Annotated in this window: 19 protein-coding genes and 1 tRNA gene; 10 read left to right on the forward strand and 10 right to left on the reverse strand. The window is 71.8% G+C overall.

Features of this window, described 5'->3' with window-relative positions; genetic code table 11:
• Nucleotides 1-9: 9 nt before the first annotated feature.
• From ACQPZF_RS00120 to ACQPZF_RS00145, 6 genes are read right to left on the reverse strand one after another with little or no spacing between them, the layout of a single operon-like run.
• Entirely contained in the window at nucleotides 10-1431 is a 1422-nt protein-coding gene (locus ACQPZF_RS00120; RefSeq protein WP_433266944.1) for a serine/threonine-protein kinase, read from the reverse strand.
• On the reverse strand, nucleotides 1431-2894 hold the full coding sequence (locus ACQPZF_RS00125; protein ID WP_433266946.1) for a peptidoglycan D,D-transpeptidase FtsI family protein: 1464 nt from the start codon (nucleotides 2892-2894) through the stop codon (nucleotides 1431-1433). The genes ACQPZF_RS00120 and ACQPZF_RS00125 overlap by 1 nt, the downstream gene beginning before the upstream one ends.
• Nucleotides 2891-4378 carry an FtsW/RodA/SpoVE family cell cycle protein gene (locus tag ACQPZF_RS00130; protein WP_433266948.1) on the reverse strand — a complete coding sequence of 496 codons (1488 nt, stop codon included), beginning with the start codon at nucleotides 4376-4378 and terminating at the stop codon, nucleotides 2891-2893. The genes ACQPZF_RS00125 and ACQPZF_RS00130 overlap by 4 nt, the downstream gene beginning before the upstream one ends.
• A 4-nt stretch (nucleotides 4379-4382) precedes the next feature.
• Entirely contained in the window at nucleotides 4383-5771 is a 1389-nt protein-coding gene (locus ACQPZF_RS00135; protein ID WP_433266950.1) for a PP2C family protein-serine/threonine phosphatase, read from the reverse strand.
• Complete coding sequence (locus tag ACQPZF_RS00140; RefSeq protein WP_433266952.1) at nucleotides 5768-6229, reverse strand: FHA domain-containing protein FhaB/FipA; 462 nt, start codon at nucleotides 6227-6229, stop codon at nucleotides 5768-5770. The genes ACQPZF_RS00135 and ACQPZF_RS00140 overlap by 4 nt, the downstream gene beginning before the upstream one ends.
• A gap of 54 nt (nucleotides 6230-6283) precedes the next feature.
• A complete protein-coding gene (locus tag ACQPZF_RS00145) occupies nucleotides 6284-7465 on the reverse strand; it encodes a DUF3662 and FHA domain-containing protein (protein WP_433266955.1) in 1182 nt (393 codons plus the stop codon).
• A 116-nt stretch (nucleotides 7466-7581) separates the two neighbouring features.
• Between ACQPZF_RS00145 and ACQPZF_RS00150 the strand changes: the two genes are divergently transcribed.
• The 5 genes from ACQPZF_RS00150 to ACQPZF_RS00170 all read left to right on the forward strand — a co-directional run bounded on the left by ACQPZF_RS00150 (nucleotide 7582) and on the right by ACQPZF_RS00170 (nucleotide 14730).
• Nucleotides 7582-7664: transfer RNA gene (locus tag ACQPZF_RS00150), tRNA-Leu, on the forward strand.
• A 413-nt stretch (nucleotides 7665-8077) separates the two neighbouring features.
• Complete coding sequence (locus tag ACQPZF_RS00155; protein WP_433266957.1) at nucleotides 8078-9703, forward strand: peptidoglycan-binding domain-containing protein; 1626 nt, start codon at nucleotides 8078-8080, stop codon at nucleotides 9701-9703.
• A 342-nt stretch (nucleotides 9704-10045) separates the two neighbouring features.
• The gene (locus ACQPZF_RS00160; protein WP_433266959.1) at nucleotides 10046-13006 is read left to right on the forward strand and encodes an AfsR/SARP family transcriptional regulator; all 2961 of its coding nucleotides are present in this window, start codon (nucleotides 10046-10048) and stop codon (nucleotides 13004-13006) included.
• A 458-nt stretch (nucleotides 13007-13464) separates the two neighbouring features.
• Entirely contained in the window at nucleotides 13465-14082 is a 618-nt protein-coding gene (locus ACQPZF_RS00165; RefSeq protein ID WP_433266961.1) for a hypothetical protein, read from the forward strand.
• A 15-nt stretch (nucleotides 14083-14097) separates the two neighbouring features.
• Nucleotides 14098-14730, forward strand: a complete 633-nt coding sequence (locus tag ACQPZF_RS00170; RefSeq protein WP_433266963.1) for an NAD(P)-binding oxidoreductase — start codon at nucleotides 14098-14100, stop codon at nucleotides 14728-14730.
• Here the strand turns inward: ACQPZF_RS00170 and ACQPZF_RS00175 are convergent.
• Nucleotides 14727-16004, reverse strand: a complete 1278-nt coding sequence (locus ACQPZF_RS00175; protein ID WP_433274970.1) for a D-arabinono-1,4-lactone oxidase — start codon at nucleotides 16002-16004, stop codon at nucleotides 14727-14729. The genes ACQPZF_RS00170 and ACQPZF_RS00175 overlap by 4 nt on opposite strands.
• 71 nt (nucleotides 16005-16075) lie before the next feature.
• Between ACQPZF_RS00175 and ACQPZF_RS00180 the strand changes: the two genes are divergently transcribed.
• Entirely contained in the window at nucleotides 16076-17263 is a 1188-nt protein-coding gene (locus tag ACQPZF_RS00180) for an amino acid deaminase/aldolase (RefSeq protein ID WP_433266965.1), read from the forward strand.
• 17 nt (nucleotides 17264-17280) lie between these two features.
• On the opposite strand, the gene ACQPZF_RS00185 is transcribed toward ACQPZF_RS00180, so the two are convergent.
• Nucleotides 17281-17895 (reverse strand): TetR family transcriptional regulator, encoded by a 615-nt coding sequence (locus ACQPZF_RS00185; protein WP_433266967.1) that lies wholly within the window; start codon nucleotides 17893-17895, stop codon nucleotides 17281-17283.
• A 92-nt stretch (nucleotides 17896-17987) separates the two neighbouring features.
• Between ACQPZF_RS00185 and ACQPZF_RS00190 the strand changes: the two genes are divergently transcribed.
• From ACQPZF_RS00190 to ACQPZF_RS00200, 3 genes are read left to right on the forward strand one after another with little or no spacing between them, the layout of a single operon-like run.
• On the forward strand, nucleotides 17988-19232 hold the full coding sequence (locus tag ACQPZF_RS00190) for a family 1 glycosylhydrolase (RefSeq protein WP_433266969.1): 1245 nt from the start codon (nucleotides 17988-17990) through the stop codon (nucleotides 19230-19232).
• 50 nt (nucleotides 19233-19282) lie between these two features.
• On the forward strand, nucleotides 19283-20449 hold the full coding sequence (locus ACQPZF_RS00195; RefSeq protein ID WP_433274972.1) for an MFS transporter: 1167 nt from the start codon (nucleotides 19283-19285) through the stop codon (nucleotides 20447-20449).
• Between the two features lie 29 nt (nucleotides 20450-20478).
• Entirely contained in the window at nucleotides 20479-21270 is a 792-nt protein-coding gene (locus ACQPZF_RS00200) for an SDR family NAD(P)-dependent oxidoreductase (RefSeq protein WP_433266971.1), read from the forward strand.
• A gap of 294 nt (nucleotides 21271-21564) precedes the next feature.
• Here the strand turns inward: ACQPZF_RS00200 and ACQPZF_RS00205 are convergent, their stop codons facing one another.
• Nucleotides 21565-21927 carry a hypothetical protein gene (locus tag ACQPZF_RS00205; RefSeq protein WP_433266973.1) on the reverse strand — a complete coding sequence of 121 codons (363 nt, stop codon included), beginning with the start codon at nucleotides 21925-21927 and terminating at the stop codon, nucleotides 21565-21567.
• Nucleotides 21928-21940: 13 nt separating this feature from the next.
• On the reverse strand, nucleotides 21941-22285 hold the full coding sequence (locus ACQPZF_RS00210; RefSeq protein WP_433266975.1) for a hypothetical protein: 345 nt from the start codon (nucleotides 22283-22285) through the stop codon (nucleotides 21941-21943).
• Nucleotides 22286-22537: 252 nt separating this feature from the next.
• Here ACQPZF_RS00210 and ACQPZF_RS00215 point away from each other — a divergent pair, with 252 nt between their 5' ends.
• Entirely contained in the window at nucleotides 22538-23860 is a 1323-nt protein-coding gene (locus tag ACQPZF_RS00215; RefSeq protein ID WP_433266977.1) for a helix-turn-helix domain-containing protein, read from the forward strand.
• The last annotated feature ends 9 nt before the right edge of the window (nucleotides 23861-23869 follow it).

Here is a 23869-nt window from a genome sequence, read left to right on the forward strand (position 1 = left end):
GTTCGGTCGTCACGTCGGTACACACGTCACCGTCACCCGTGAGCCGATCGCAACCTCGCCGCTCGGGCTCAGATCCGACACCAGGCACCGCTTCTGGTCCCGCGGCGCGCCACCCTGGTCGGTGTGCACCTCGGCCTCCAGGCCGTACCCGGACAGCTTCTTCGAGACCTCGTCGGCCGGGCGGTCGACGAAGTCCGACTTCGTGATCGTGACCGTCGGTGTGCCGGGGATCCGATCGGTCGAGTCGTCCAGTGGGGAAGGGCGGGCGCTTGTGGTGCCTCGCTGGCTAGTCCCACCGGGTACCTCTTCGTCCTTGCCCATCCCGCGCAGAATGACCACGCCGAGAACCAACAGCACAGCCACCAGCACAGCGACCATAACCCACAGCACGGCCCGGTTGCGCCCCGGTGGCCGTGGCGGCGGCGGCAACGGTCCGAAAGCGCCCGTGCGCGGAGTGTTCACCTGCGGCGGCGCCGGCTGGAGGCCCGGTCGGGAGCCCGGGTGGGTCACCGGGACGCCGGGAGGGGTGAGCTGCGCCATAGGGGCGAGGGGCGCCGGCCCGACCGCCATGGCCAGTCCGGTCGGCGTGGGCAGCGGCTGCCCGGAGCGCACCGCGCCCACCGCCGCCGCGAACTCGCCGCCGTTGCGGTAGCGCTGGCGCGGGTCCTTGACCAGGGTCGCCTCGATCAGCGCGCGCGGGCCCGGCGGCACGTCCGGCGGCAGCGGCGGGGCGATGTCCCGGATGTGCATCATGGCCACGGTCACCGCGTTCTCCGACAGGAACGGCCGGTGCCCGGTGAGGCACTCGTAGCCGCACACGGCCAGCGCGTACACGTCGCTCGCGGGTTCGGCGGCGTGACCCAGGGCCTGCTCGGGCGCGATGTAGTGGGCGGTGCCCATCACCATGCCGGTGTGCGTCACCGGTGCCGCGTCCGCCGCCTTCGCGATGCCGAAGTCGGTGATCTTCACCTGGCCGGTCGGGGTGACCAGGATGTTGCCCGGCTTCACGTCCCGGTGCACCAGCCCGCGCTCGTGCGCGGCCTGCAACGCGTTGCCCGCCTGCTCCAGCAGGTCCAGCGTGCGGTCCGCGCCCAGCCTGCCGCGCGCGATGATCGCCGCCAGCGGCTCGCCCTCCACCAGCTCCATCACCAGGTACGCGGTGTCCTCCGGCCCGTCCGGCACGGACGCCGTCTCGCCGTAGTCGTGCACCGCCGCGATGCCGGGGTGGTTCAGCGACGCCGTCGTCCGCGCCTCGATGCGGAACCGGTTGAGGAACTCCGAGTCGCCGGACAGCTCCGCCTTGAGCACCTTCACCGCGACCTTGCGGTCCAGCCGGGTGTCGGCCGCCTCCCAGACCTCGCCCATGCCGCCCACCGCGATCCGCCTGCTCAGGCGGTACCGCTCGGCGAGCAACTGGCCGGAGGTCAGCATCAGCGGCTCCCGAGGTAGGCGCCGATGACCGCGCGCCCGATCGGCGCGGCGACCCGGCCGCCGGTCGCGGCCAGGCCCGCGTCACCACCGTTCTCCACGATCACCGCGATCGCGATCTCGGGCTTCTCGGCCGGCGCGAACGCCACGTACCAGGCGTGCGGCTTGGTGCTCTTGACGTCCTCGCCGTGCTCGGCGGTGCCGGTCTTCGACGCGATGGTGACGCCGGAGAGCTGGCCGCCCTTGAAGGTGTTCTTCTCCGACTCGATCATCATGTCGCGCAGCGCGCGGGCCTCGTCGGCCTCCATCGCGTCCGCGACCTCGTCGCCCTTGTCCTCGCTGATCACCTGGAGGTCGGGCGCGAGGATCTTCTGCACCAGGTGCGGGCGCATCCGCACGCCGCCGTTGGCGATGGTCGCGGCCACGACCGCGTTCTCCAGCGGCGTCACCAACACGTCCCGCTGGCCGATGCCGGTCTGGAACACCGACGGCTCGTCCGGCATCGGGCCCAGCGTGGACGTCTCGACCGCGAGCGGGATCCTCAGGTCGTCGTCGTCGAAACCGAACTTCGCCGCCGCCTTGCGCAGCTTGTCCTTGCCCAGTTCGTTGGCCAGCACCGCGAACGCGGTGTTGCACGACTTCGCCAGCGCCTCCTGGAGGGTGGCGGTCACGCCGTCGCCGCAGTTGGAGTCGTTGAAGTTGGGCAGCGGGGTCACGGTGCCCGGCAGCGTGATCACCGGCCGGCCGTCGACCTTGCTCTCCTTGGTCCGGCCGTCGGCCAGCGCGGCGGCGGCCACGATCAGCTTGAACGTCGAACCGGGCGCGTACAGCCCGGCCACCGGGCGGTTGAGCATCGGCAGGTCGCCGCCCGGCACGTTCAACTCCTTCCACGCCGCCTGCTGCTCCTCCACGTCGTGGCTGGCCAGCCGGTTCGGGTCGTAGGACGGCGTGCCCACCATGGCCAGGATCTCGCCGGTCTGCGGCCGGATCGCCACCACCGAGCCGTTGACGCCCTGGAGCTTCTCGTACGCGACCTCCTGGAGCGCCGCGTCGATGGTGAGCTGGAGGCTGCCGCCCTTCGGGTCGCGGCCGGTGATCAGGGCCGACACCCGGCGCGCGAACAGCCGGTCGTCCGAGCCGTTGAGCAGGTCGTCCTCGGTCCGCTCCAGCCCGCTCGCGCCGTACACGGTGGAGAAGTAGCCGGTCACCGGGGCGAACGCCGGGCCCGCGTACTTGCGCAGGTAGCGCAACCGGTCCGTGGTCTTCTCCACGGTCGCCAGCGGCTCGCCGCCGGCGGCGATGATCTGGCCGCGCTCGCGCGAGTACTGGTCCAGCACGACCCGCCGGTTCAGCGGGTCCTTGCGGTAGTCGTCGGCCTTGATGACCTGCACGTAGGTGGCGTTGCCGAGGAGCAGCAGCATCATCGCCATCATGGCCAGGCCGACGCGGCGGAGCGGTGTGTTCATTTGGGACGCTCCACCATGACTGTGAACTGGTCGGCGATCGCGGGCTGCTGCGGGCGCGGCTTGGGCGTCGTCTTCGGCCCGCGCGCCGCGTCCGAGATGCGCAGCAGCAGCGCCACGAGGATGTAGTTCGCCAGCAGCGACGAACCGCCGTAGGACAGGAACGGGGCGGTGATGCCGGTCATCGGGATCAGCTTGGTGACACCGCCGACGACGATGAAGATCTGGAACGCCACCGCGAACGCCAGACCGCCGCCGAGCAGCTTGCCGAACGTGTCGCGCACCGCGAGCGCGCCCCGCAGGCCGCGCATCGCGAACACGGTGTAGATCAGCAGCACCGCGCCCAGGCCGACGAAGCCCAGCTCCTCGCCGATCACGGCGGTGATGAAGTCGGTGTTGGCCTCCGGGATCTGGTCCGGCCGCCCGCCGCCCAGCCCCGCGCCGAACAGGCCTCCGGTGCCGAGGCCGAACAGCGACTGGACGATCTGGTAGCCCTTGTTGGTCGCGTCGGCGAACGGGTCCAGCCAGTTCTGCACGCGGATCTGCACGTGGCCGAACAGCTTCCACGCCACCACCGCGCCGACGCAGAACATCAGCACGCCGAGCACCACCCACGCCGCGCGTTCGGTCGCCACGTAGAGGAGTACGAGCACGATGCCGAAGAAGAGCAGCGACGAGCCCAGGTCCTTCTGGAGGACCATGATGCTCACGCCGACCGCCCACGCGGCGACCAGCGGGCCCAGGTCGCGGGCGCGCGGCAGGTCCAGGCCCAGCACGCGCCGGCCGGCCGTGGTGAACAGCTCGCGCTTGGACACCAGGAACGCCGCGAAGAACACCATCAGCAGGATCTTCGCGAACTCGCCCGGCTGGATGGAGAACGCGCCGAAGCTCAGCCAGATCTTCGCGCCGTTGATCTCCGGCGCGATGAAGCTCGGCAGCACACCCGGCAGCACCAGCGCCACCAGGCCCAGGAAGCCGAACGTGTAGCCGTAGCGGGCCAGCGTCCGGTGGTCGGACAGCACCTTCAGCGCGGTGCAGAACAGCACCAGCGCGATCGCCGTCCACAGCACCTGCTTGGGCGCGGCGGGCGACCACACGGCGTTGTTCGGCAGCTTCACGTCCGCCATCGCCAGGTCGATCCGGTGGATCATCACCAGCCCGAGGCCGTTCAGCAGCGCCACGCACGGCAGGATCACCGGGTCCGCGTACGGGGCCCACCTGCGCACCGCGAGGTGCGCCACGGACAGCAGCCCCAGGTACGCCAAGCCCAGCCACACGATGCGCATGGTCAGTTCCTGCTCCTGGTTGGCCTCCACCAGGATCAGCGCGATCGTCACCAGCAGGGCGGCGAACGCGAGCAGGGAGAGTTCGCTGCCGCGCCTGGTGGGCGGCTTCAACCCCGGCGACGTGCTGCTTGCCGCCGCGCGCGGCGCGTTGCCCGCCGCCGCGGGCGGCGCGCCCTCCGCGCCGGGGACCGGCGAACCCATGTGTCTACTGACCCTTCCGGCAATCCGTGCCCGGCTTCTGCACGGGCGAGGGCACCGGTGTGCCCTCCAGCGTGGTGGACGTCGTCGGCACCGCGGAGGTTGCCGCCGGGTCCACGGTGGTGGTCGTCGTCGGGGCCGGGCTGGTCGTCTGCTCCTTCGGGCAGAACGGCAGCGTCTGCTCGGTGCGCAGCCGGCGGATGGCCTCCCGCGCTCCCTCCAGGCCGTCCACGTCGGTGATGCCGTTGCGCACCACGTCCCTGGTGGCCACCTTCAGATCATCCACGGTGATCGGCTCGCACGCCTGCGCGCCGGGCGGGCAGGAGCCCTCCACCAACGTGTGCAGGTCGAACCCGAAGACGCTGCCGGTGACACCGCGGAACACCGACACCTGGCCGTCCGGCGCCGCGCCCACGTAGTACTGGCGCAGCACGTACCAGCGGGTGCCCAGACCGGCCGCCACCAGCAGCAGGAGCAGGAACACCACCAGCCCGAGCGCCTTGAGCCGGTTGCCGCGCGCCCGGCGCGGGTCCACCGGCGGCTGCGGCGGCTCGGCCCGCTGCGGGATCGGCCGGGGCCCCGTTATCGAACTCGCCCGCGAGGCGGGCGAGTCGGGGGGAGGCGGGTCCTCGCTGCCGTCACCGGCCGCGCCGCCCACTATCGGGGCGTCCTCCCCGAAGTCCACGTCGACCACGTCGGCGACCACGACCGTCACGTTGTCCGGCCCGCCGCCCTTGAGCGCCAGCTCGATCATCCGGTCCGCGCACGCCTGCGGGTCCGGGATGCGGATGGCCTCCTCCAGCGTCTCCTGGCTGACCACGCCGGACAGGCCGTCCGAGCACAGCAGGTAGCGGTCGCCCGGCCGGGCCTCCCGCACCATCAGCCGCGGCTCCACCTCGTGGCCGGTCAGCGCGCGGAGCAGCAGCGAGCGCTGCGGGTGCGTCGCCGCCTCCTCCTCGGTGATCCGGCCCTCGTCGATCAGCGACTGCACGAACGTGTCGTCGTGCGTGATCTGCGTGAAGGAGCCGTTGCGGGCCATGTACGCCCGCGAGTCGCCGATGTGCACCATGCCCAGCCGGGTGCCCGCGAACAGCACGGCGGTGAGCGTCGTGCCCATGCCGTCCAGGTCGGGGTCGGACTGCACCAGCTCGGAGATCGCGCCGTTGCCCGCGATCACCGCCTCGCGGAGCTGGCCGAGCAGGTCGTCGCCCGGCTCGTCGTCGTCGAGCGGGGCCAGGGCGGCGATGACCACCTTGCTGGCCACCTCGCCCGCGGCGTGGCCGCCCATGCCGTCGGCGAGCGCGAGCAGGCGTGGGCCCGCGTAGACGGAGTCCTGGTTGTTGGAACGCACCAGGCCCCGGTCGCTGCGGGCCGCGTATCGAAGAACGAGGGTCATGAGCGCAGCTCGATCACCGTTTTGCCGATTCGGATCGGGGAGCCGAGCGAGACCCGGAGTGGGGCCGTGACCTTCGCCCGGTCGAGATAGGTGCCGTTCGTGGAGCCCAGGTCCTCCACGTACCAGTCGGTTCCGCGCATGGAGAGGCGCGCGTGCCTGGTCGACGCGAAATCGTCGTCCAGCACGAGCGTCGAGTCGTCCGCGCGGCCGATCAGGATCGGCCTGCCGTCCAGGGAGATGCGGGTGCCCGCCAGCGCGCCGTGCGTGACGACGAGCTGCCGGGGCGCCTTGTTGCCCTTCGCGGCCTTCTTGGCGCCTCTACGCAGGCCCGGCGTCGGAACGCGCAGTCCCGACGCCGCGTACAGGTCGGACCGGACCACCCTCAGCGCAGCCAACACGAACAACCAGAGCAGGACGAGGAAACCCGCTCTGGTTAGCTGCATCACCAGCTCTGGCACCGGTTGTAACCGCTCCTGCCTTGAGTGCCGTCACGCCTTCGCCCGTCTCGACCGCTAGCCCTGGGTGCGGAAAACCAGTGAAGAGTGGCCGATGCGGACGACGTCGCCTTCCGCGAGCTGCCAAGTCTGCACCGGAGTGCCGTTCACCGTGGTCCCGTTTGTCGAACCGAGATCAGCGAGCATGGCACTGTGCCCGTCCCACGTGATCTCCAGGTGCCTCCTGGACACGCCGGTGTCGGGCAGCCGGAAGTCGGCCTCCTGGCCGCGACCGACCACGTTGCCGCCCTGCTTGAGGTTGTAGGTGCGGTTCGAGCCGTCGTCCAGGTGCAGCGTCGCGTTCAGCGTGCGCGGGCCCGACTGGACCGCCGGCGGGGCGTAGCCCTGCGACGGGTCCTGGTAGCCGGCCTGGCCGTAGCCCTGGTCGTAGCCGGGCTGCTGGCCGTAGCCGGGCTGCTGGCCGTAGCCCTGGTCATAGCCCTGCTGGCCGTAACCCTGGTCGTAGCCCTGCTGCTGTTGCTGGCCGTAGCCCTGGTCGTAGCCGGGCTGGCCGTAGCCGGGCTGCTGGCCGTAGCCCTGGTCGTAACCCTGCTGGCCGTAGCCCTGCTCGTAGCCCTGCTGCTGTTGCTGCCCGTAGCCCTGGTCGTAGCCGGGCTGCTGGCCGTAGTTCTGGTCGTAGCCCTGCTGCTGCTGTTGTTGGCCATAGCCCTGGTCGTAGCCCTGCTGCTGGCCGTAGCCGCCCTGCGCATAGGGGTCGTAGCCGGGCTGGCCCTGTCCTTGTCCGTAGCCGGGAGGCTGGCTCATGGATCCGTCTCCTGCAGTGCGAGGTGGTGCTGACCGTCGGCTGGCAACTTTCACGTCGGGGTCGACGGACGAGCTGGTTCGGAACTGTCCCGTGTGCAGCGCGTCGGAGCGCTCCAGGGAGACTACGACGTCACCATAGGTATCCCATCCGCTCTCTTCGAGGTGCTCCCGGATGGAGTCACCGAGAAGCTGGGTGATGCGTAGTTCATCCTGACCGTCACCGGCAAGCCGATCGTGGTCCTGGGGACCTAGCAGGACCGTGAAGTGGTTCGGCGCCAGCAGCCTGCCACCCGCGAGTTCGCGGATGTTGACCTCGGCTTCCCGGGCAAGGGCCTGCGCCACTTCCTGCGGGACCACGTTGCCGCCGAACACCCGCGCGAACGTGTTGCCGACGATGCCTTCGAGACGGCGCTCGAAGCGCTGTACGAGGCCCACGGCAACCCTCCGACTCGGTCGACTTCTGACCCCGATCGTATCCGGGGTGACGTGCCGGTACACGGGGCAATTGGTAACCCGGACGAGCGCCGTGCTAGTGTTCCTCCCGTCGCTCCGGGCGAGTGGCGGAATGGCAGACGCGCACGGTTCAGGTCCGTGTGTCCGAAAGGACGTGGGGGTTCAACTCCCCCCTCGCCCACTTCAGGGCTGATGGTTCTCTCAGCCCGCTCGAACCGGCGGTTCGAGGATCGCAGCCGAGCAGTAGTCACTGAGGCCCCGCAGCCGCGGGGCCTCAGTGCTGTTCCGGGTCTTGTCGGGTCAGTGGCCCATACCACTCGTTCGGACTAGCGGATCGGCTTCGTCGATACCTCCATTCGGTGAGCGCCGGGTCGGGTGTCGTCTCGGTCTTCGTCGGCCATGTGGTTGCGGTGTGTGATATCCGTTACGCCACTCGGGGGCGGTGTGGGGCAGGGCCGCCTGCGCTGAACGCGTCCGGCACTGCCTCGTGGGGCATCGGCGTTGCCCGAGGAGTGCCCCTGAAGACCTGTTCCGCGGTGACCGGTGCGGAAAAGCATGGAGTGCTCTTCTGCACCTCGCGTGGACGGAGACGCCATGCACATCCAGAACAGGCCGGAGCGGGAGCGGCCACCGGCGGCCGTTCCCCGGCGTGTGCGCGGGGTGGCGGTGGCGGACCGGCTGGACCCGGCCGGTGTGACGCCGGCCTCGCTGCTGGCGTTGCAACGCACGGTCGGCAACGGCGCCGTGGCGCGGATGATGGCCGGCGGACCGGTCACCACCGGGGCGCTGCCCGGCCGGCGTGCCGGGATGGGCGACGAGGTGTCCTCGGCCGGCCGGGTCCGTGCCGGGCGGCGCGGTGCGGCCACCACGGCGGACCGCATCCCGCTGCAACGGACCATCGGCGACGGCCACGACCTCGACGGCAGCCGGTTCAAGGGCAACGTGGTGCTGGAAGCCGTCTACGACAACGAATACCGACTCCGCGCGGGCGAGGCCGGCCTGCACGTCACGATCGTCCAGCAGGCCCTGGCCGACCTCGGGTACGGCGTGGATGTCGTGGGCCGGTACCTGCCGGACACGGTGGAGGCCGTGGCCTCGTTCCAGGACGCCGCGAGCCTCACGGTCACCGGCGAGGTCGACGGGGCGACGATCGAGGCGCTCGACGAAGACTTCGCCGGCCACGCCCCGGAACGGGACATCGCGACGGACCCGGATCGGTCGCTGTACGAGGGCACCCGCGTCCTCGGTCCCGATGACCGGGAGGCGTTGCGCGCCGCGTTGACCACCGAGCCGCGAACCGCGGGAGGGGAGCCGCCCGTGTTCCGCCGGACGATCGCCCAGGACGTGCCCCCGTACGAGGAACGCGTCCACGACGCGCTCGACGCGGAGATCACCTGGGCGCACCGGGACGTCGTCGAGCCCCTGCCGCCGCGCGAGCCCGCCAACCTGATGGGCGGGGACGAGATCGACCACGTGGCGGCCAGTGCCAAGAGAGCGACGGACGCCGTCTTCGGCCGCTACGCGACCGGTCCGGCGCTGGCGTTCGGCGTCAACATCCTGGACCGGTACGAGGCCGGTCACGACGCGCTGGCCGCCTCGCCCGCGGCGGCGGCGGGCGCGGTCCAGTGGCGGGTCGACAAGCTGCTCGCCACCGGGAACCTGGTCAGCCAGATCGACCACGAGCACGGCGCGGTGCAGAGCCGGTCCGAGGAGAGGGCGCTGCTCGGGCCGGTGAGGGAGCGGGTCATGCGGGACCGGTGGGACGACCTGGTGCGGATCCACCTCAACTGGCCCGGGGCGGCAGAGGGCGGGCGGATCGTCCTCCAGCGCCACCGTGGCCCGACCGCGGCGGCCAACCGGGACGTCCGCTACACGATGTTCGCCACCGTGATCCACGAGTACCTGCACACCCTCGAACACCCCGAGCACCGGGCGTACCACTCCGCCCTGCCGGAACAACGCGGCGGGGTCGCGCTCCGCGAGGGCATGACGGACTACTTCGCGAAGATGGTGTGGGACGGGCTGACCTTCGACGCCGACCTGCGTGCCGAGATCGAGGGCCGGTTCCGCGATCCCCACGACCCGACGGGCCACCCGATCCCGATGCCCGATCCTTACGACGAGTGGGAGAACGCCGGACGGGCCGTCGGGGTCATCGGGATCCGCAACGCCATGGCGGCGTACTTCGGCGGTCGCACCGACCTGGTCCGGCTGCCCTGACCTGCGCGTGCCCTGACCTGCGTGTGCTTCGACCTGCGCGGGTTCTGACCCGCGCGGGTTCTGACCTGCGTGTGCTCCGGCCTGCGCGGGTTCTGACCTGCGCGGCTTCCGATGTGCGCGGGTCTCGATGCGCGCGGCGAGGCGGGACCGCCCGAACGCCACCCCCCTGAGTCGAACGTTCGGGCGGTGGGCGCTGGAAGCAGACCCCCGTCCCGCCGTCCCGCCGCAGCCAATACCCTGCTCCGCGGATCGGGGGAAAACCTGCGGGAAACCTGCGCTCGGCGGGACACCGCTGGTCAGGACGGCTCCAGGGGTCGCCGGCTGCCGAAGGGGATGTCCGCGATGGCGGTGGAGTTCCGCGTGTTGGGCGCGGTCGAGGCGTGGATCGCCGGCCGGCCGGTCGACCTGGGGCACACCCGGCAGCGGAGCGTGCTGGCGGTGTTGCTGATCGAGGCCAACCAGAGCCTGCCGGCCGATCAGCTCCTGGACCGCGTCTGGGGAGAACGGGTGCCGCGCGGCGGCCGGGCCACGCTCTACGGGTACCTGTCCCGCCTGCGCCGGGCCCTGGACGCGACCGACGAGGTGGCCATCCTGCGCAGGCCCGGCGGGTACGAGCTGGTCGTCGACGAGGACGCGGTGGACGTGCACCGGTTCCGCCGGCTGGTCGCGGAGGCCCGTGCCGCGGACGACGACCGCGCGCCGGAGCTGTTCGCGCAGGCGTTGGGGCTGTGGCGGGGCGAGGTGTGCGCCGGCCAGTCGACCCCGTGGATCGACACCGTGCGCGCCGACCTGGAGCGGCAGCGGTTCGCCGCCGAGCTGGACCACATCGACGTGCGGCTGCGCACCGGGCGGCACACCGGGCTGTCCGCCGACCTCGCCGCGCTGGCCGCCGCGCACCCGTTGGACGAGCGGGTGGCCGGGCAGTTCATGCTGGCGCTGTACCGCAGCGGCCGGCAGGCGGACGCCTTGGAGCACTACCGCCGGCTGCGCGCCCGGCTGGCCGAGGACCTCGGCGCCGACCCCGGCCCGCCCCTCCAGCGGCTGCACCGGCGGATCCTCACCGCCGACGCCTGCCTGCCCGATCCCACGGCGGTGCCGCGGTCGCCGGCGCGGTCGCCGGTGGTGCCCCGCCAACTGCCGGCCGTGCCCAGGCTGTTCACCGGCCGCGCCACCGAGCTGGCCGAACTGGACCGCACCCTGACCGTCATCCCGACTGCCGCCGACCCGGTCGCCGCAGCCGCCGCTTCGACCACCGATGCCCTGGCCGCCGCCCCGATCGCCGCCGGCCAGTCCGCAGAAGCCGCGAGTTCCCATACTGCAAACTCCGATACCGCAACCACCGCCGGCCCGGCCGAGGTGTCCGGGCACTCGCCGGCGACGGTGGTGATCTCGGCGATCGGCGGTGCGGGCGGGGTCGGGAAGACGTGGCTCGCGTTGGCCTGGGCGAACCGCCACGTCGAGCGGTTCCCCGACGGTCAGCTATTCGTGGACCTGCGGGGGTTCAGCCCGGCCGGGCGGCCGATGGCGCCGGACGAGGCGGTGCGGGGGTTCCTCGACGCGCTCGGGGTCGATCCCGGTCGCCTGCCCGCCGAGCCGGACGCACGGGCCGCGCTGTACCGGAGCCTGGTCGCCGGCCGGCGGATGCTGATCGTGCTGGACAACGCCGCCACCGGCGAACAGGTCGCGCCGCTGCTGCCCGGCAGCGCGACCTGCACCGTGCTGGTGACCAGCCGCAGCCGGCTGCCCGCCCTGGTCGCGCGCCACGGCGCCCGGCCGCTGTCGCTGGACGTCCTCACCGACGCCGAGTCCCGCGCCCTGCTGGTGGCGTCGCTGGGCGCGAAACGCGTGGCGGCCGAGGAGCCGGCGGTGACCGAGCTGATCGCGTTGTGCGGCGGGTTCCCGCTGGCCCTCGGGCTGATCGCGGCCCGCGCGTGGGGCCGGCTGCCGCTGGGCGAGATCGTCGCCGAACTCCACGAGTTCGGCCTGGACGCGCTGGACGACAGCGACCCCGCCGCGAGCCTGCCCGCCGTCCTGTCCTGGTCCCTGTGCCGGCTCACCGAGCGGCAGCGGACCGTGTTCGCGCTGCTGGGCATCGCGCCCGGTCCCGACATCGGCCTGGCCGCCGCCGCCGACCTCACCGGCCTGTCCGCGCGGGAGACCCGCACCGCCCTGCGCGACCTGGTCGACGCCTCCCTGCTCGACCGCGCGCCCAGCGGTCGCTACGCCCTGCACGACCTGGTCCGCGCCTACGCCACCACGCACGCCCACGACCACCTGCCCGAACCGGTGCGGCGGGCGGCGCTGGAACGGGTGGTCGACTTCTACCTGCACACCGCCCACACGGCGCACCGCCTCCTGGACCCCCACGCCGCGGTGATCCTGCCGGAGCCACCCGCGCCCGGCGTGCACCCGCACCCGCTGCCCGACCAGCAGGCGGCGATGGCCTGGCTGGACGCCGAACACCCCCACCTGCTCGCCGCCCAGCACACCGCCGCCGCCCACCACCGCCACCACGCCGTCTGGCACCTCGCCTGGAACCTGACCACCTACCACCAGCGCCGGGGCCACCGCCACGACGAGGTCACCGTGTGGCAGGCCGCGCTCGAAGCCGCCGAACACCTGCCCGACCCCACCACCCGCATCCGCACCCACCGCCACCTCGGCCGCGCCCACGCCCTGCTCGACCGGCACGAGGAGGCCACCCGGCACCTGCACCAGGGGCTCGCGCTGGCCGAACACCACGACGACATCCCCCACCAGACCCTCCTCCACCACTCCCTCGCGGCGGCGTGGGACCGGTGGGGCGACGACCGCAGGGCCCTGGGCCACGCCCGGCGGGCGCTGGACCTCTGCCGCGTGCTCGGCGACTCGGTGCGGGAGGGCTACGCGCTCAACGGGGTGGGCTGGCTCGCCGCCCGCATGGGCGAGTACGACACCGGCCGGGAGCACTGCGAGGCCGCCCTCGCCCTGTTCCGGCAGCACGGCGACCGCGACGGGGAGGCGGCCACCCTGGACAGCCTGGGCTTCATCGACCACCGCACCGGCCGCCACCAGCAGGCCGTCCACCACTACGAGCAGGCGCTCACCCTGTTCCGCGCCCTCGGCGACACCTACGAGGTCGCCACCACCCTGGACAACCTCGGCCACCCGCACTCCGCGCTCGGGCAGCACGACCAGGCCCGCGCGGCGTGGGAGGAGGCGCTGGAGCTGTACCGGCGGCAAGACCGCGACACCGACGCCGAACGCCTCCGGAAGCAGCTCGACGGCCTCGACCCCGCCACCGATCCGGACGACACCCGCTGATCCCGCGGGCACGCCGTGCCTTCGCGCCGGGCCACACCGAGCCTTTCCGCCGGGGCGCCGAGCCTTCGCGCCGGGGCACACCGAGCCTTCCCGTCGGCCTTTCCGCCGGTCTGCTCCGTGTGGTCGATGGGCGGTCGGTCGTTTTCGGTCGGTGAGCGGTCGGTCCGGTGGGGGGCCGTGCGGTGGCGTGGGTCACTTCCGTGGCCGGCGCAGGCGTCCGCTGTGCACGCTGAGCACGTTTTTCGGAGGCATCAGGCCCGACATGTCACCCGGACGGCAGCATCGCCGGGCCGAACTCCTCTCTGGCGGTATCGACCGGTCACCGATCGGTCCGCGCCGTCGATCGCAGGCACCCGCTGAGCCGCGGGGTCGCGGGGTGGCCGGGTGGTAGGCCTTATGCAGAGCACGAGTCGAAACGCGGCGGCGTCCACCGCCGTGGTTGCCGAGGAGGCCCTGGCGTGAGCAGCACACCAGCACGGATCGCGATCACCGGCGACGCACGGGCGCTGTCGGCCACCGCGATCCCGGTTCCGGAACTGCCCGGCTCCGTGGAGGAGCTGGCTGCCGCCGCGGCCGTGCGCCTCGGCTGGCACGGTGTGGTGCTGCCGGAGATGGTGCTGATGGGCCGCAAGGTCATCGTCGTCGCCGAGCTGCTCGCCGACGCGCACGCCGAGCGGGTGTGCCTGGGCGCCGGCCCCGAGTCGGACCGCACCACCGTGTCCACCTGGGTGTGGCCGGAGATGGACGGCCGGGTGCCGCCGACGGCGGTGCGGATCATCGGCGTGCTGGCGGTGGCCCGGCACTGGCGGACCGCGCTCGCGTCGGCCGTGCCGTTCGCCCGGTTCGGCAACGCGGCGGCGGTGCTGCCGTCCTCGGTCGCGCTCACCCACGACTACCTGGCGAACTGCCTGCCCCGGGTGCGGCGGTACGGCGTGTCCGTGCTGCTGGCCGACGAGGAGTGCGACCTGTCGACGGATGTCGCCGGCCGCAACGAGACCGTGCCGGTGGAGGACACCGCGACCACCCGTTGGGTGAACGAGCTGGTCTACGAGCGGCTGCTGACGGCCGTGTCCTGATCTACTGTCGGTGCCATGCACCTTGTGATCGCGGGCGGGCACGGCAAGATCGCGCTGTTGGTGGCCGGGCTGTTGACCGGTCGGGGTGATTCGGTCACCGCGCTGGTGCGCAACCCCGACCACTTCGACGACGTCCGCGCGGCGGGGGCCGACCCCGTGCTGTGCGACTTGGAGCGGGCGGACGCGGCCTCCGTCGCGGCGACCCTGACCGGGGCCGACGCCGCGCTGTTCGCGGCCGGCGCCGGGCCGGGCAGCGGGCTGGGGCGCAAGGACACCGTGGACCGCGGGGCGTCGGCGTTGTTCGCCGACGGTGCGGAAGCGGCCGGGGTGTCGCGGTTCGTGCAGATCAGCACGACCGGCATCGGCCAGGTGACCGGTGACGAGGCGTTCGACGCGTACCTCGTCGCCAAGGGCGCGGCCGAGGACGACCTGCGGGAGCGGTCGTTGGACTGGACGATCCTGCGGCCGGGGCGGCTCGTCGACACGCCGGGGACCGGGCTGGTCTCGTTGGCGGAGACGACGTTGCGCGGGTCGGTGCCCCGGGCCGACGTGGCGGCCGTGGTGGTGGCGCTGCTGGACCGGCCGGGCACCGTTCGGCGCACCTACGAGCTGATCTCCGGGTCGACGCCGATCGCGGAGGCGTTCTAGCCGAGCACCCGGTCGAGGTAGTCGTTGGTGAACTTGCCGGTCGGGTCCAGTTCGGCGCGCAGCTTGCGGAAGTCCGCGAAGCGCGGGTAGGCCGGGGCCAGCGTCTCGGCGGTCAAGCTGTGCAGCTTGCCCCAGTGCGGTCGGCCGCCGACGGCGCCCGCGATCTGCTCGAACGCGTCGAAGTACTGCCGGTACGGCATCCCGAGGAACTGGTGCACGGCGACGTAAGCCGTGTCGCGGCCGTGCGCGGTGGAGAGCCAGATGTCGTCGCCCTGCGCGACCCGCACCTCCACCGGGACGATGACGCCGTGGTCCAGCCGGCCGACGGCGGCGCGCAGCTCGCGGAGCACGTCGTGCAGGGCGGCGCGCGGGACGGCGTACTCGGACTCGACGAACCGGACGCGGCGGGGCGTGACGAAGACCTTGTGCGAGACGTCCTGGTAGACGCGTTCGGAGACGAGGCTGCCGCAGACCCGGTTGAGGGCCTTCGTGGTGCGCGGGACGGCTCGGGCGATGCGGCAGACGAGGCCGAACGCGCCGTTCTCCATCACCTCGTACTCGTAGAAGTGACGGAGGCGGGACAGCGGCGCGGGCTTCTCGTCCACCCGGTTGTTGCGCTTGACGATGACGTTGTCGCTGTGCGGGAACCAGTGGAACTCGACGTGGTCCTCCACGGCGGTGAGGTGGTCGAACTCCTCCAGCACCTGGTCCAGCCGACCGGGCGTCTCCCGGGCGTGCAGCACGAACGCCGGCACGCAGCGCAGGGTCACGGTGCTGATGACGCCGAGCGCGCCCAGGCCCACGCGGGCGGCGTCGAAGAGGTCGGGGCGCTCCTCGGGCGAGCACCGGACCTGCTCGCCGTTCGCCAGGACCAGTTCCATGGCCGCGATCTGCGTGGACAGGCCGCCGAGCTTGGCCCCGGTGCCGTGGGTGCCGGTGGAGGTCGCGCCGGCAATCGTTTGCGCGTCGATGTCGCCGAGGTTCGGCAGGGCCAGGCCCAGGCCGTCGAGCAGGGCGTTCAGTTGGCGCAGGGTGGTGCCGGAGCGGACCGTGACGAGGCTGCCGGAAACCTCGGCGATGCCGGTCCACGCGTCCAGGTCGATGGCGACCTCCGGCGCGGCGGCGATGGCGGTGAACGAGTGGCCGCTGCCTCGCGGGCGCACGCCGCGCGCGGCGACCACCGCCTCGGCGATCGCGTCCGCGCTGCCCGGGTGCTCGACCCGGTGTGGAGTCGCGGACGCGGTGCGCGCCCAGTTCGTCCACGGCGTCGCCATGCCCACCTCCGGTGTGACCTGATCCACGAACCGTAGGTGAAACGGATTCACCTTTCAAGTACCGTGAGCCCATGCACCCCCGTACCCGCCTCGACGGCGCGACGAAGGAACTCGATCCTCCGTTCGCGATCGTCGACCTGGACGCGTTCGAGCACAACGCGGCCGACCTCGTGCGCCGGGCGAGCGGGAAACCGGTGCGGGTGGCGAGCAAGTCGGTGCGGGTCCGCTGGCTGCTGGACCAGGCGCTGGCGCGGCCCGGCTACGGCGGGGTGATGTGCTACTCGCTCGCCGAGGCGCTGTGGCTGTCGTCGCACGACGTGTCCGACGACCTGCTGGTCGCCTACCCGACGGTGGATCAGGAGGCGCTGCGCGCGCTGGCGTCGGACGAGCGGGCGCGGCGGCGGGTCACGATCATGGTCGACTCGGTGGAGCACCTGGACCTGGTGTCCGCCGCGGTGGGCAGCGGGCACCAGGAGATCCGGGTCTGTCTGGAACTGGACGTGTCCTGGCGGCCCGCGCCCGGTCTGCACATCGGGCCCCGCCGGTCACCGGTGCACAGTGCCCGGGATGCCCGGGTGCTGGCGGAGAGGATCGCCGCGCGGCCGGGGTTCCGGCTGGTCGGCGTGATGGCGTACGAGGGACAGATCGCCGGGCTGGGTGACGCGCCGCCCGGCAAGCCGGTGCTCGGGGCGGCGTTGCGGTGGATGCAGCGGCGGTCGGCGGCGGAACTGGTCGAGCGGCGGGGCGCGGCGATCGCGGCCGTGCGGCGGGCGGCCGACCTGGAGTTCGTCAACGGCGGCGGCACCGGGAGCGTGGAGGTGACCGCGGCCGACACCGCGGTCACCGAGGTCGCCGCCGGGTCCGGGCTGATCGGGCCGACGCTGTTCGACGGCTATCGCGGCTTCCGGCCACGGCCCGCCGTCGTGTTCGCGCTGCCGGTGGTGCGGCGGCCGAAGCGGCACGTGGCGACGCTGTTCTCCGGCGGGTACATCGCTTCGGGCCCGGTCGCCGCGGACCGGCAGCCGACGCCCTACCTGCCGGCGGGCCTGAAGCTGCTGCCGCTGGAAGGCGCGGGCGAGGTGCAGACGCCCGTGGTGGGGAAGGCCGCGGATTCGCTGGTGCTGGGTGACCGGGTGTGGCTGCGCCACGCCAAGGCCGGCGAACTCGCTGAGCGGTTCACGCACTACCACGTCGTCAAGGGGGACGTGGTAGTGCGGACCGTGCCCACGTATCGGGGTGAAGGACGCTCGTTCGGGTAGGTGGCTGGGTCAATCTCTCAGCGCGGCAGGCGGGTGGACAAGTAGCCCCTTACCAGAGCTTTTGCCTCGTCCAGGATTCGCTGGTCGCCGGCCGGATCTCTGCGGAACGCCAGGTTGAGGACGCTGTCCGCCGCCTCCACCGCGATCGAGATCGGCAGTCGCAGCTCGTCCAGCGGGATCTCGAACTTGGCCGAGATCATCTCCGCGATCCGGTCCGAGATCACGGTGTTGTTGTCCCGCCGGTCGTCCAGCAGGCGCATGTCCACGACGTCGCCGAAGTGCAGCTTGCTGAACGCGGGCACCTCGCGGTGCATGGAGACGTACACGTCGAAGATCGAGTCGACGGCGTCCCACCAGTGCTCCAGGGTCGTGGACGTGAACCGGCCGTCCACGGTGTGCATGAACTTCTCCAGGTTGCGCAAGGTCAGCGCCTGCACGACGGCCCGCTTGTCCGGGAAGAACTGGTACAGCGACCCGACCGCGACCCCGGCCCGTTCCGCGATCAGGGTTGTTGTCACCCCGTCGTAGCCGACCTCCTCGATGAGCGAGGCACAGGCTTCGAGCATCCGCTCGACGCGCTTGGCGCTGCGCTGCTGCACCGGCTGCCGGCGCAGTGGGGTCGTACTCGTCACGGCGACTCCAACTCGATGGGTTGCGGGGTTCCATAGTGCCCGCTCGCGGGCGTCTCCACTTCCGGATAAGGCGCAACACGCCTACGATCCGAATGACTTTCACGTTCTGGGAGGCTCACGTGACCTTGCCCGACGGGTTCCTCTGGGGTGTCTCGACCTCCGCCTTCCAGATCGAAGGGGCGTTCCACGAGGACGGGCGGGCGCCGTCCGTGTGGGACGGGTTCCCGGCGTTCGAAGGGCAGGACGCGTCGGTGGCGTGCGACCACTACCACCGGTACCGCGAGGACATCGCCCTGATGAGTGACCTCGGGGTGGGCGCGTACCGGTTCTCGGTGGCCTGGCCCCGGCTGGCCGACCTCGGTTTCTACGACCGCCTCGTGGACGGGTTGCTGGAGGCCGGCATCGCGCCGGTCGCGACGCTGTACCACTGGGACACGCCGGCCTCGGTGGAGGACGGGGGCGGGTGGCTCCGGCGGGACACCGCCCACCGGTTCGCCGAGTACGCGTCCGTCGTGGGAGAGCTGTTGGCCGACCGGGTCGCGATGTGGATCCCGGTCAACGAGCCCGCGATGGTGACGCTGCTCGGGTACGCGATCGGGCAGCACGCGCCGGGGAAGACGTTGCTGTACGACGCGTTGCCGGTCGCCCACCACCTGAACCTGGCGCACGGGCTGGCGGTGTCGGCGTTGCGCGCGGCCGGCGCCCGTGCGGTGGGGACCGCCAACAACCACACGCCCGCGTGGCCCGAGAGCGCCGCGGACGTCGCTGCGGCCACCGCTTATTCATCGCTGCACAACTGGCTGTTCGCCGACCCGATGCTGGTCGGGAGCTATCCGGCGGAGCTGGCCGACCGCTTGCCGATCGTGGACGGCGACCTGGCGATCGTGTCCCCGCCGCTCGACTTCTACGGGGTCAACTACTACAACCCGACCCGGCTGCGGTCGCCGTCGGAGGGCAACCCGCTGCCGTTCGAACTGGTCGACGTCGACGAGTACCCGAAGACGGAGTTCGACTGGCCCGTGGTGCCGGCCGGGTTGACCGAGATGATCGCCGCCCTGCGCGCGCGGTACCCGGGGCTGCCGCCGGTCTACGTGACCGAGAGCGGGTGCAGTTACGAAGCGCTGGACGACACCGACCGGATCGCCTACCTGGACGGGCACATCGCGGCGGCGGTCGAGGCCGGGGTGAGCGGGTACTTCGTGTGGTCGCTGATGGACAACTTCGAGTGGGACTCGGGGTACTCGCAGCGGTTCGGGCTGGTGCACGTGGACTACCCGACGCAGCGGCGCACGCCTCGTGCCTCGTTCGGGTGGTATCGGGATCGGATCCGGCGGTGACCGCTGTCGACCCGTTGGCCGAGCCCGTCGTGCCGGTCCGGCGGTCGTGGATGGGACTGCTGTTCCTGGCGAACCTCGGGTTGTGGCTGGGCATCTACGCGCCGATCCAGGTGCTGCTGCCGCAGCAGGCCGCGTTGTTGGCCGGCACGTCGAAAGAGGCGGTGTTCGGGCTGGTCACCGGGGTGGGCGCGGCGGTGGCGCTGGTCGCCAACCCGATGATCGGCGTGTCGTCGGACCGGACCACCTCGCGGTTCGGGCGACGGCACCCGTGGACGTTGGCGGGCGCCCTGGTCGGGGCGCTCGGGCTGGTCGTGCTGTCGTCGGCCTCGTCGGTGTTCGTGATGGTCGTCGGCTGGTGCCTGGTGCAGGCCGGGCTGAACGGGATGCTGGCCGCGTTGACGTCCGCCGTGCCGGACCGGGTGCCGGTGCGGCAGCGGGCCAGGGTCGGCGGGCTGGTCGGGATCAGCCAGATGCTCGGGACGGTGCTCGGCGCGGTCGTGGTGACCGTGCTGGTGTCCGGGGTGGCGGCCGGCTACCTGGCCTGCGCGCTGGTGGTGGTGCTGGGCGCGCTGGCGTTCGTGCTGCTCACGCCTGACGTGCGGTTGGCGGTGCGGCCGGGGTTCCGGTGGCGTTCGCTGTGGGTCTCACCTCGGCGGCACCCCGACTTCGCCTGGGCCTGGTGCGCGCACTTCATGATCAATCTGGGGAACGCGTTCGGGACGCTCTACCTGCTGTACTTCCTGGGCGACGTGGTGCGGCACCCCTCGCCGGAGGACGGGTTGCTGGTGCTGATGCTGCTGTACGGGGTGGCGTTGGCGGGTGGGGCCGCGTTGTTCGGGGCGTCGTCGGACCGGACCGGGCGGCGCAAGCCGTACGTGCTGGTGGCGGCCGGTGTCATGGCGTTCGCCGCGTTGGTGCTGGTGGTGTGGCCTACGTGGGAGGCGGCGCTGGTGGCGGCGCCGTTGCTGGGGCTCGGGTTCGGCGGGTACTGGGCGGTGGCGTTGGCGCTGTTGACGCAGGTGCTGCCGGCTGCTTCGGACCGGGCCAAGGACCTCGGGGTGCTGAACATCGCCAACTCGTTGCCGCAGGTGGTGGCCCCGTTGCTGACGTCCTTCGTGTTGGCGGGGTTGGGTGGGTATCGGGGGTTGTTCCTCGTGTCGGCGGTGGCGACGTTGTGCGCCGCCGGGTTGGTGGTCCGGGTTCGGTCCGTGGCGTGAGCCGTTCAGGGTGTGAGGGAGTGTGTCGGGTGCGGTTGGCGGGGCGGGTTGTGGTGGTCACCGGGGCTTCGCAGGGGATCGGTGCGGCGGCTGCGGTGACGTTCGCGCGGCGTGGGGCGGTTGTCGTGCTGGTGGCCCGCAGCGCCGAAGCGCTCGGATCGGTCGTCGAGCGGATCTCGGGTTTTGGTGGGCGTGCGGTGGCGATGCCCGCGGATCTGTCGGACGTCGAGCAGATCCGCGCGTTGGGCGAGCGGGTCCTGGCCGAGGTCGGGGTGCCTGATGTGGTGGTCAACAACGCCGGGGCCGGGCGGTGGTTGTTCCTGGACGACACCCCGGCCGCGGAGCTGGTGGGGATGACCGCGTTGCCGTTCGGCGCCGCGTTGCACCTGACCAGGGAGTTCCTGCCGGGGATGAGGGCTCGCGGGTCCGGGTGGATCGTCAACGTCAACTCGCCGGTGTCGCGGTTGCCCATCCCCGGGGCTACCGGGTACGCGGCTGCCCGGTATGCGTTGCGGGGGTTGACGGCCGCGTTGCGGTTGGACTTGCGGGGCGCGGGCATCGGGGTCAGTGAGGTGGTGCCGGGGAAGGTCAGTTCCCGGTACTTCGCCAACAATCCCGGTGCCGAGGAGCGGATTCCCGGGGTGGCCCGGCTGATCCCCACGGTGTCCCCGGAGCGGGTGGCCCGGGAGATCGTCTCGGTGGTGGAGCGGGAACGGGCCGAGCGCGTGTTCCCCTGGCAGCTCAAGGCGTTCGACTTGGTGGGGCGGGTGTTCCCGGCCGTGCCCGCCTACCTGACCTGGCGCACCGGGGTGCGCCGCTGACGGTCTCGCCCGGTCCTGCCCCGGAGTCCTGCCCCGGAAGTGGAAACGGCCTCCGATGCCTGCGCGGGAGGGGCAGGCATCGGAGGCCGGGGTGGTGCCCGCGGACCAGTGCCGGTCGGGGAGGGAAGGTGCACAGCACCGGCCCGCGGATGTCTTGGGGTGTCGCGTGTTCAGTTGTTAGCTGGCCGGCGGTCCGTTCGTCGCGGTCGGGGGTTCGCACGTCCCGGACCGCCGGCCAGTAGGCGGGTGCTCGACCTTGTCGCGTCGGGGGAACGACAGGTCGGGGCCGCCCGTCTAGTGGGCTCGGAGCACCGCTGCTCGTCTCGTCCTGGTGACCGCCTGGGTCACCGGGGCCGAGCGCAGGTGTCGAGCCGGGCGCGGGGCGAGGCCGCCCGCGACCAGGTGTTCGTACGCGGCGCGCCACACCGAGCAAGGGCTCTTCTGCTGGCGCCACCGGCCCGAGCACTCCGGGCAGTTGCCCTTCTCGTCCGGTTCGTGCGCGGCCAGCAGCGCCCGCCATCCCTCGGTCAGCCGCGGCAGCTCGGAGCGGGCCACCGACAGGAGGGACGGGGCGTCGGCCTCGTTGGCCAGTTCGGTCAGGAGGTCCAGCCTCTCCCACACCGCGTTGCGAAGAACTTGTCCGAGGATCTCGTCCACCGAAACGTCACCGTCACCTTTCCGCCTGCTCGGCGGCCTCACGTAGCGCGGCCCTGAGCTGTACGAGTTGGTCGGCCGACAGCACCGCCGTCTCACCCGGCGGGCCGACCAGGACCACGCGGCCCTGGTCGACCAGCACGGTGAGGCAGCGTTCCCGGTCGACCACGTCGCTGCAGCGAATCCGCCACCAGCGCCGTTGCCCGGTCTTGCCGCGCCATCCGGAGTCGAGGTCGGTCGACTCCCGGACGGTCGTGGGAGCAGGAGAGGAGGCCGTGGCGACGGCGCGCGTTGCCGACCCACCTGTGGTGGTCACCGCCCGCTCGATCAGGTCCACTGCCGGGTTCCTCTCCGTGCTCACTCGCTTACCGGAACTTAGATTGCGATGATTCAACCCGGATCGGGACGTCACAGCGCTGGCCGGTGTCCGTTCCACGGTAAGCGGTCAGCGGAGTTCGGCAGGGCCGATCAGCCTCGCCGATCGACACTTCCTGCGGTTGGGGGAGTGCCCCTACTCTGCCGTTGACGCCCGAAGGACTGTGAGGGGGCGCAATTGAACACCATCGGTTCGTCAAGCTCTCCTGTTACGCCAGACGTCTGGGACCAGCAGGAGATGCGGGACGCTCTTGCCCGGCGGGAGATCAGCGCGGTCTACCGGCTGCTCCGACGGCATGGCGTGTCGCAGCGCCAGATCGCGGCGCTCACGGGCCAGTCGCAGTCCGAAGTCTCGGAGATCCTCAAGGGTCGTCAGGTCATGGCCTACGACGTCCTCGCGAGGATCGCCCAGGGCTTGGGTGTCCCCAGGGGATACATGGGCCTCGCCTACGACGAGGCCACGGCAGTGCGGGTGGCCGCGACCGCGGAGGCACCCCAGTCTGAGGAGGACGAGTCGGTGAAGCGAAGGAAGTTCCTCGCGCACGCCGCCGCCATCACCGTCGGCGCGGCCGTGTTCGGTACGGACTCCGGGTCTTGGGCTTCGTCGCCCGCGCAGACTCCGGCTCCCGGTCGCATCGGCATGACCGACGTCCGACAAGTCGAAGCGGCCACGAGGGCGCTGCGCACCCTGGACTACCAGTACGGCGGCGGCTCGTGCCGCGACGCCGTGGTCGCGCAGCTCTCGTGGGGACAGCAGATGCTCGGCGCGAACGCGACCGACCTGGTGAAGGAGCGCCTCTACGTCGCCCTCGCCGACCTGCACAACCTCGCCGGGTGGACGTCGTTCGACACCGGCCTGTACGACTCGGCGCGCAACCACTTCGGGCAGGCGCTGGGGCTCGCGAAGCAGGGCCGCAAGGAAGAGCTGGTGGCGAACATCCTGTACCGGATGGGCCGCGTCTACCTGCACCAGAACGCGCCGGACGACGCGTTGAAGGTGTTCCAGCTCGGGCAGCTCGCGGCGCAGAACTCGGGCTCGGAGCTGGCGGTCGGCATCCTGTGCGCGAACGAGGCCTGGGCCTACGCGAAGATGGGCTCCGACGACCAGGCGATGAAGCTGCTCGGCCGGGCGCGGGACGAGTTCGCGCGGGCCAACATCAGCGAGGCGCCGGCGTGGGCGAAGTTCTTCGACGCGAACGACCTGTCGGCGATGATCGGCACCGTGCACACCGAACTCGCGCAGACCGTGGACGCCAAGTACACCCGGCTCGCGATCCCGGCGCTGTCCAAGGCCATCAACGGCTACGGCGAGGACATGAGCCGCAGCCGGTCGTTCAACCTCACGTCGCTGTCGATCAACCACCTGCTGGAGGGCGACATCGACCACGGCGCGCGGATCGGCCGGCAGGCGATCGACCTGTCCGAGGGCCTGAAGTCGGTCCGCACCAAGGACCGCATGAAGCCGTTGCAGTACGAGGCGGAGAAGCGCCGCAACAACCCCGACGCACGTGAACTGGCCGAGCGGGTCGCCAGGTTCACCGGCAACGACAGCGCGGCCTGACCCTGGAAG

This window comes from Actinosynnema sp. CS-041913 (assembly GCF_050942485.1).
GTDB lineage: Bacteria > Actinomycetota > Actinomycetes > Mycobacteriales > Pseudonocardiaceae > Actinosynnema.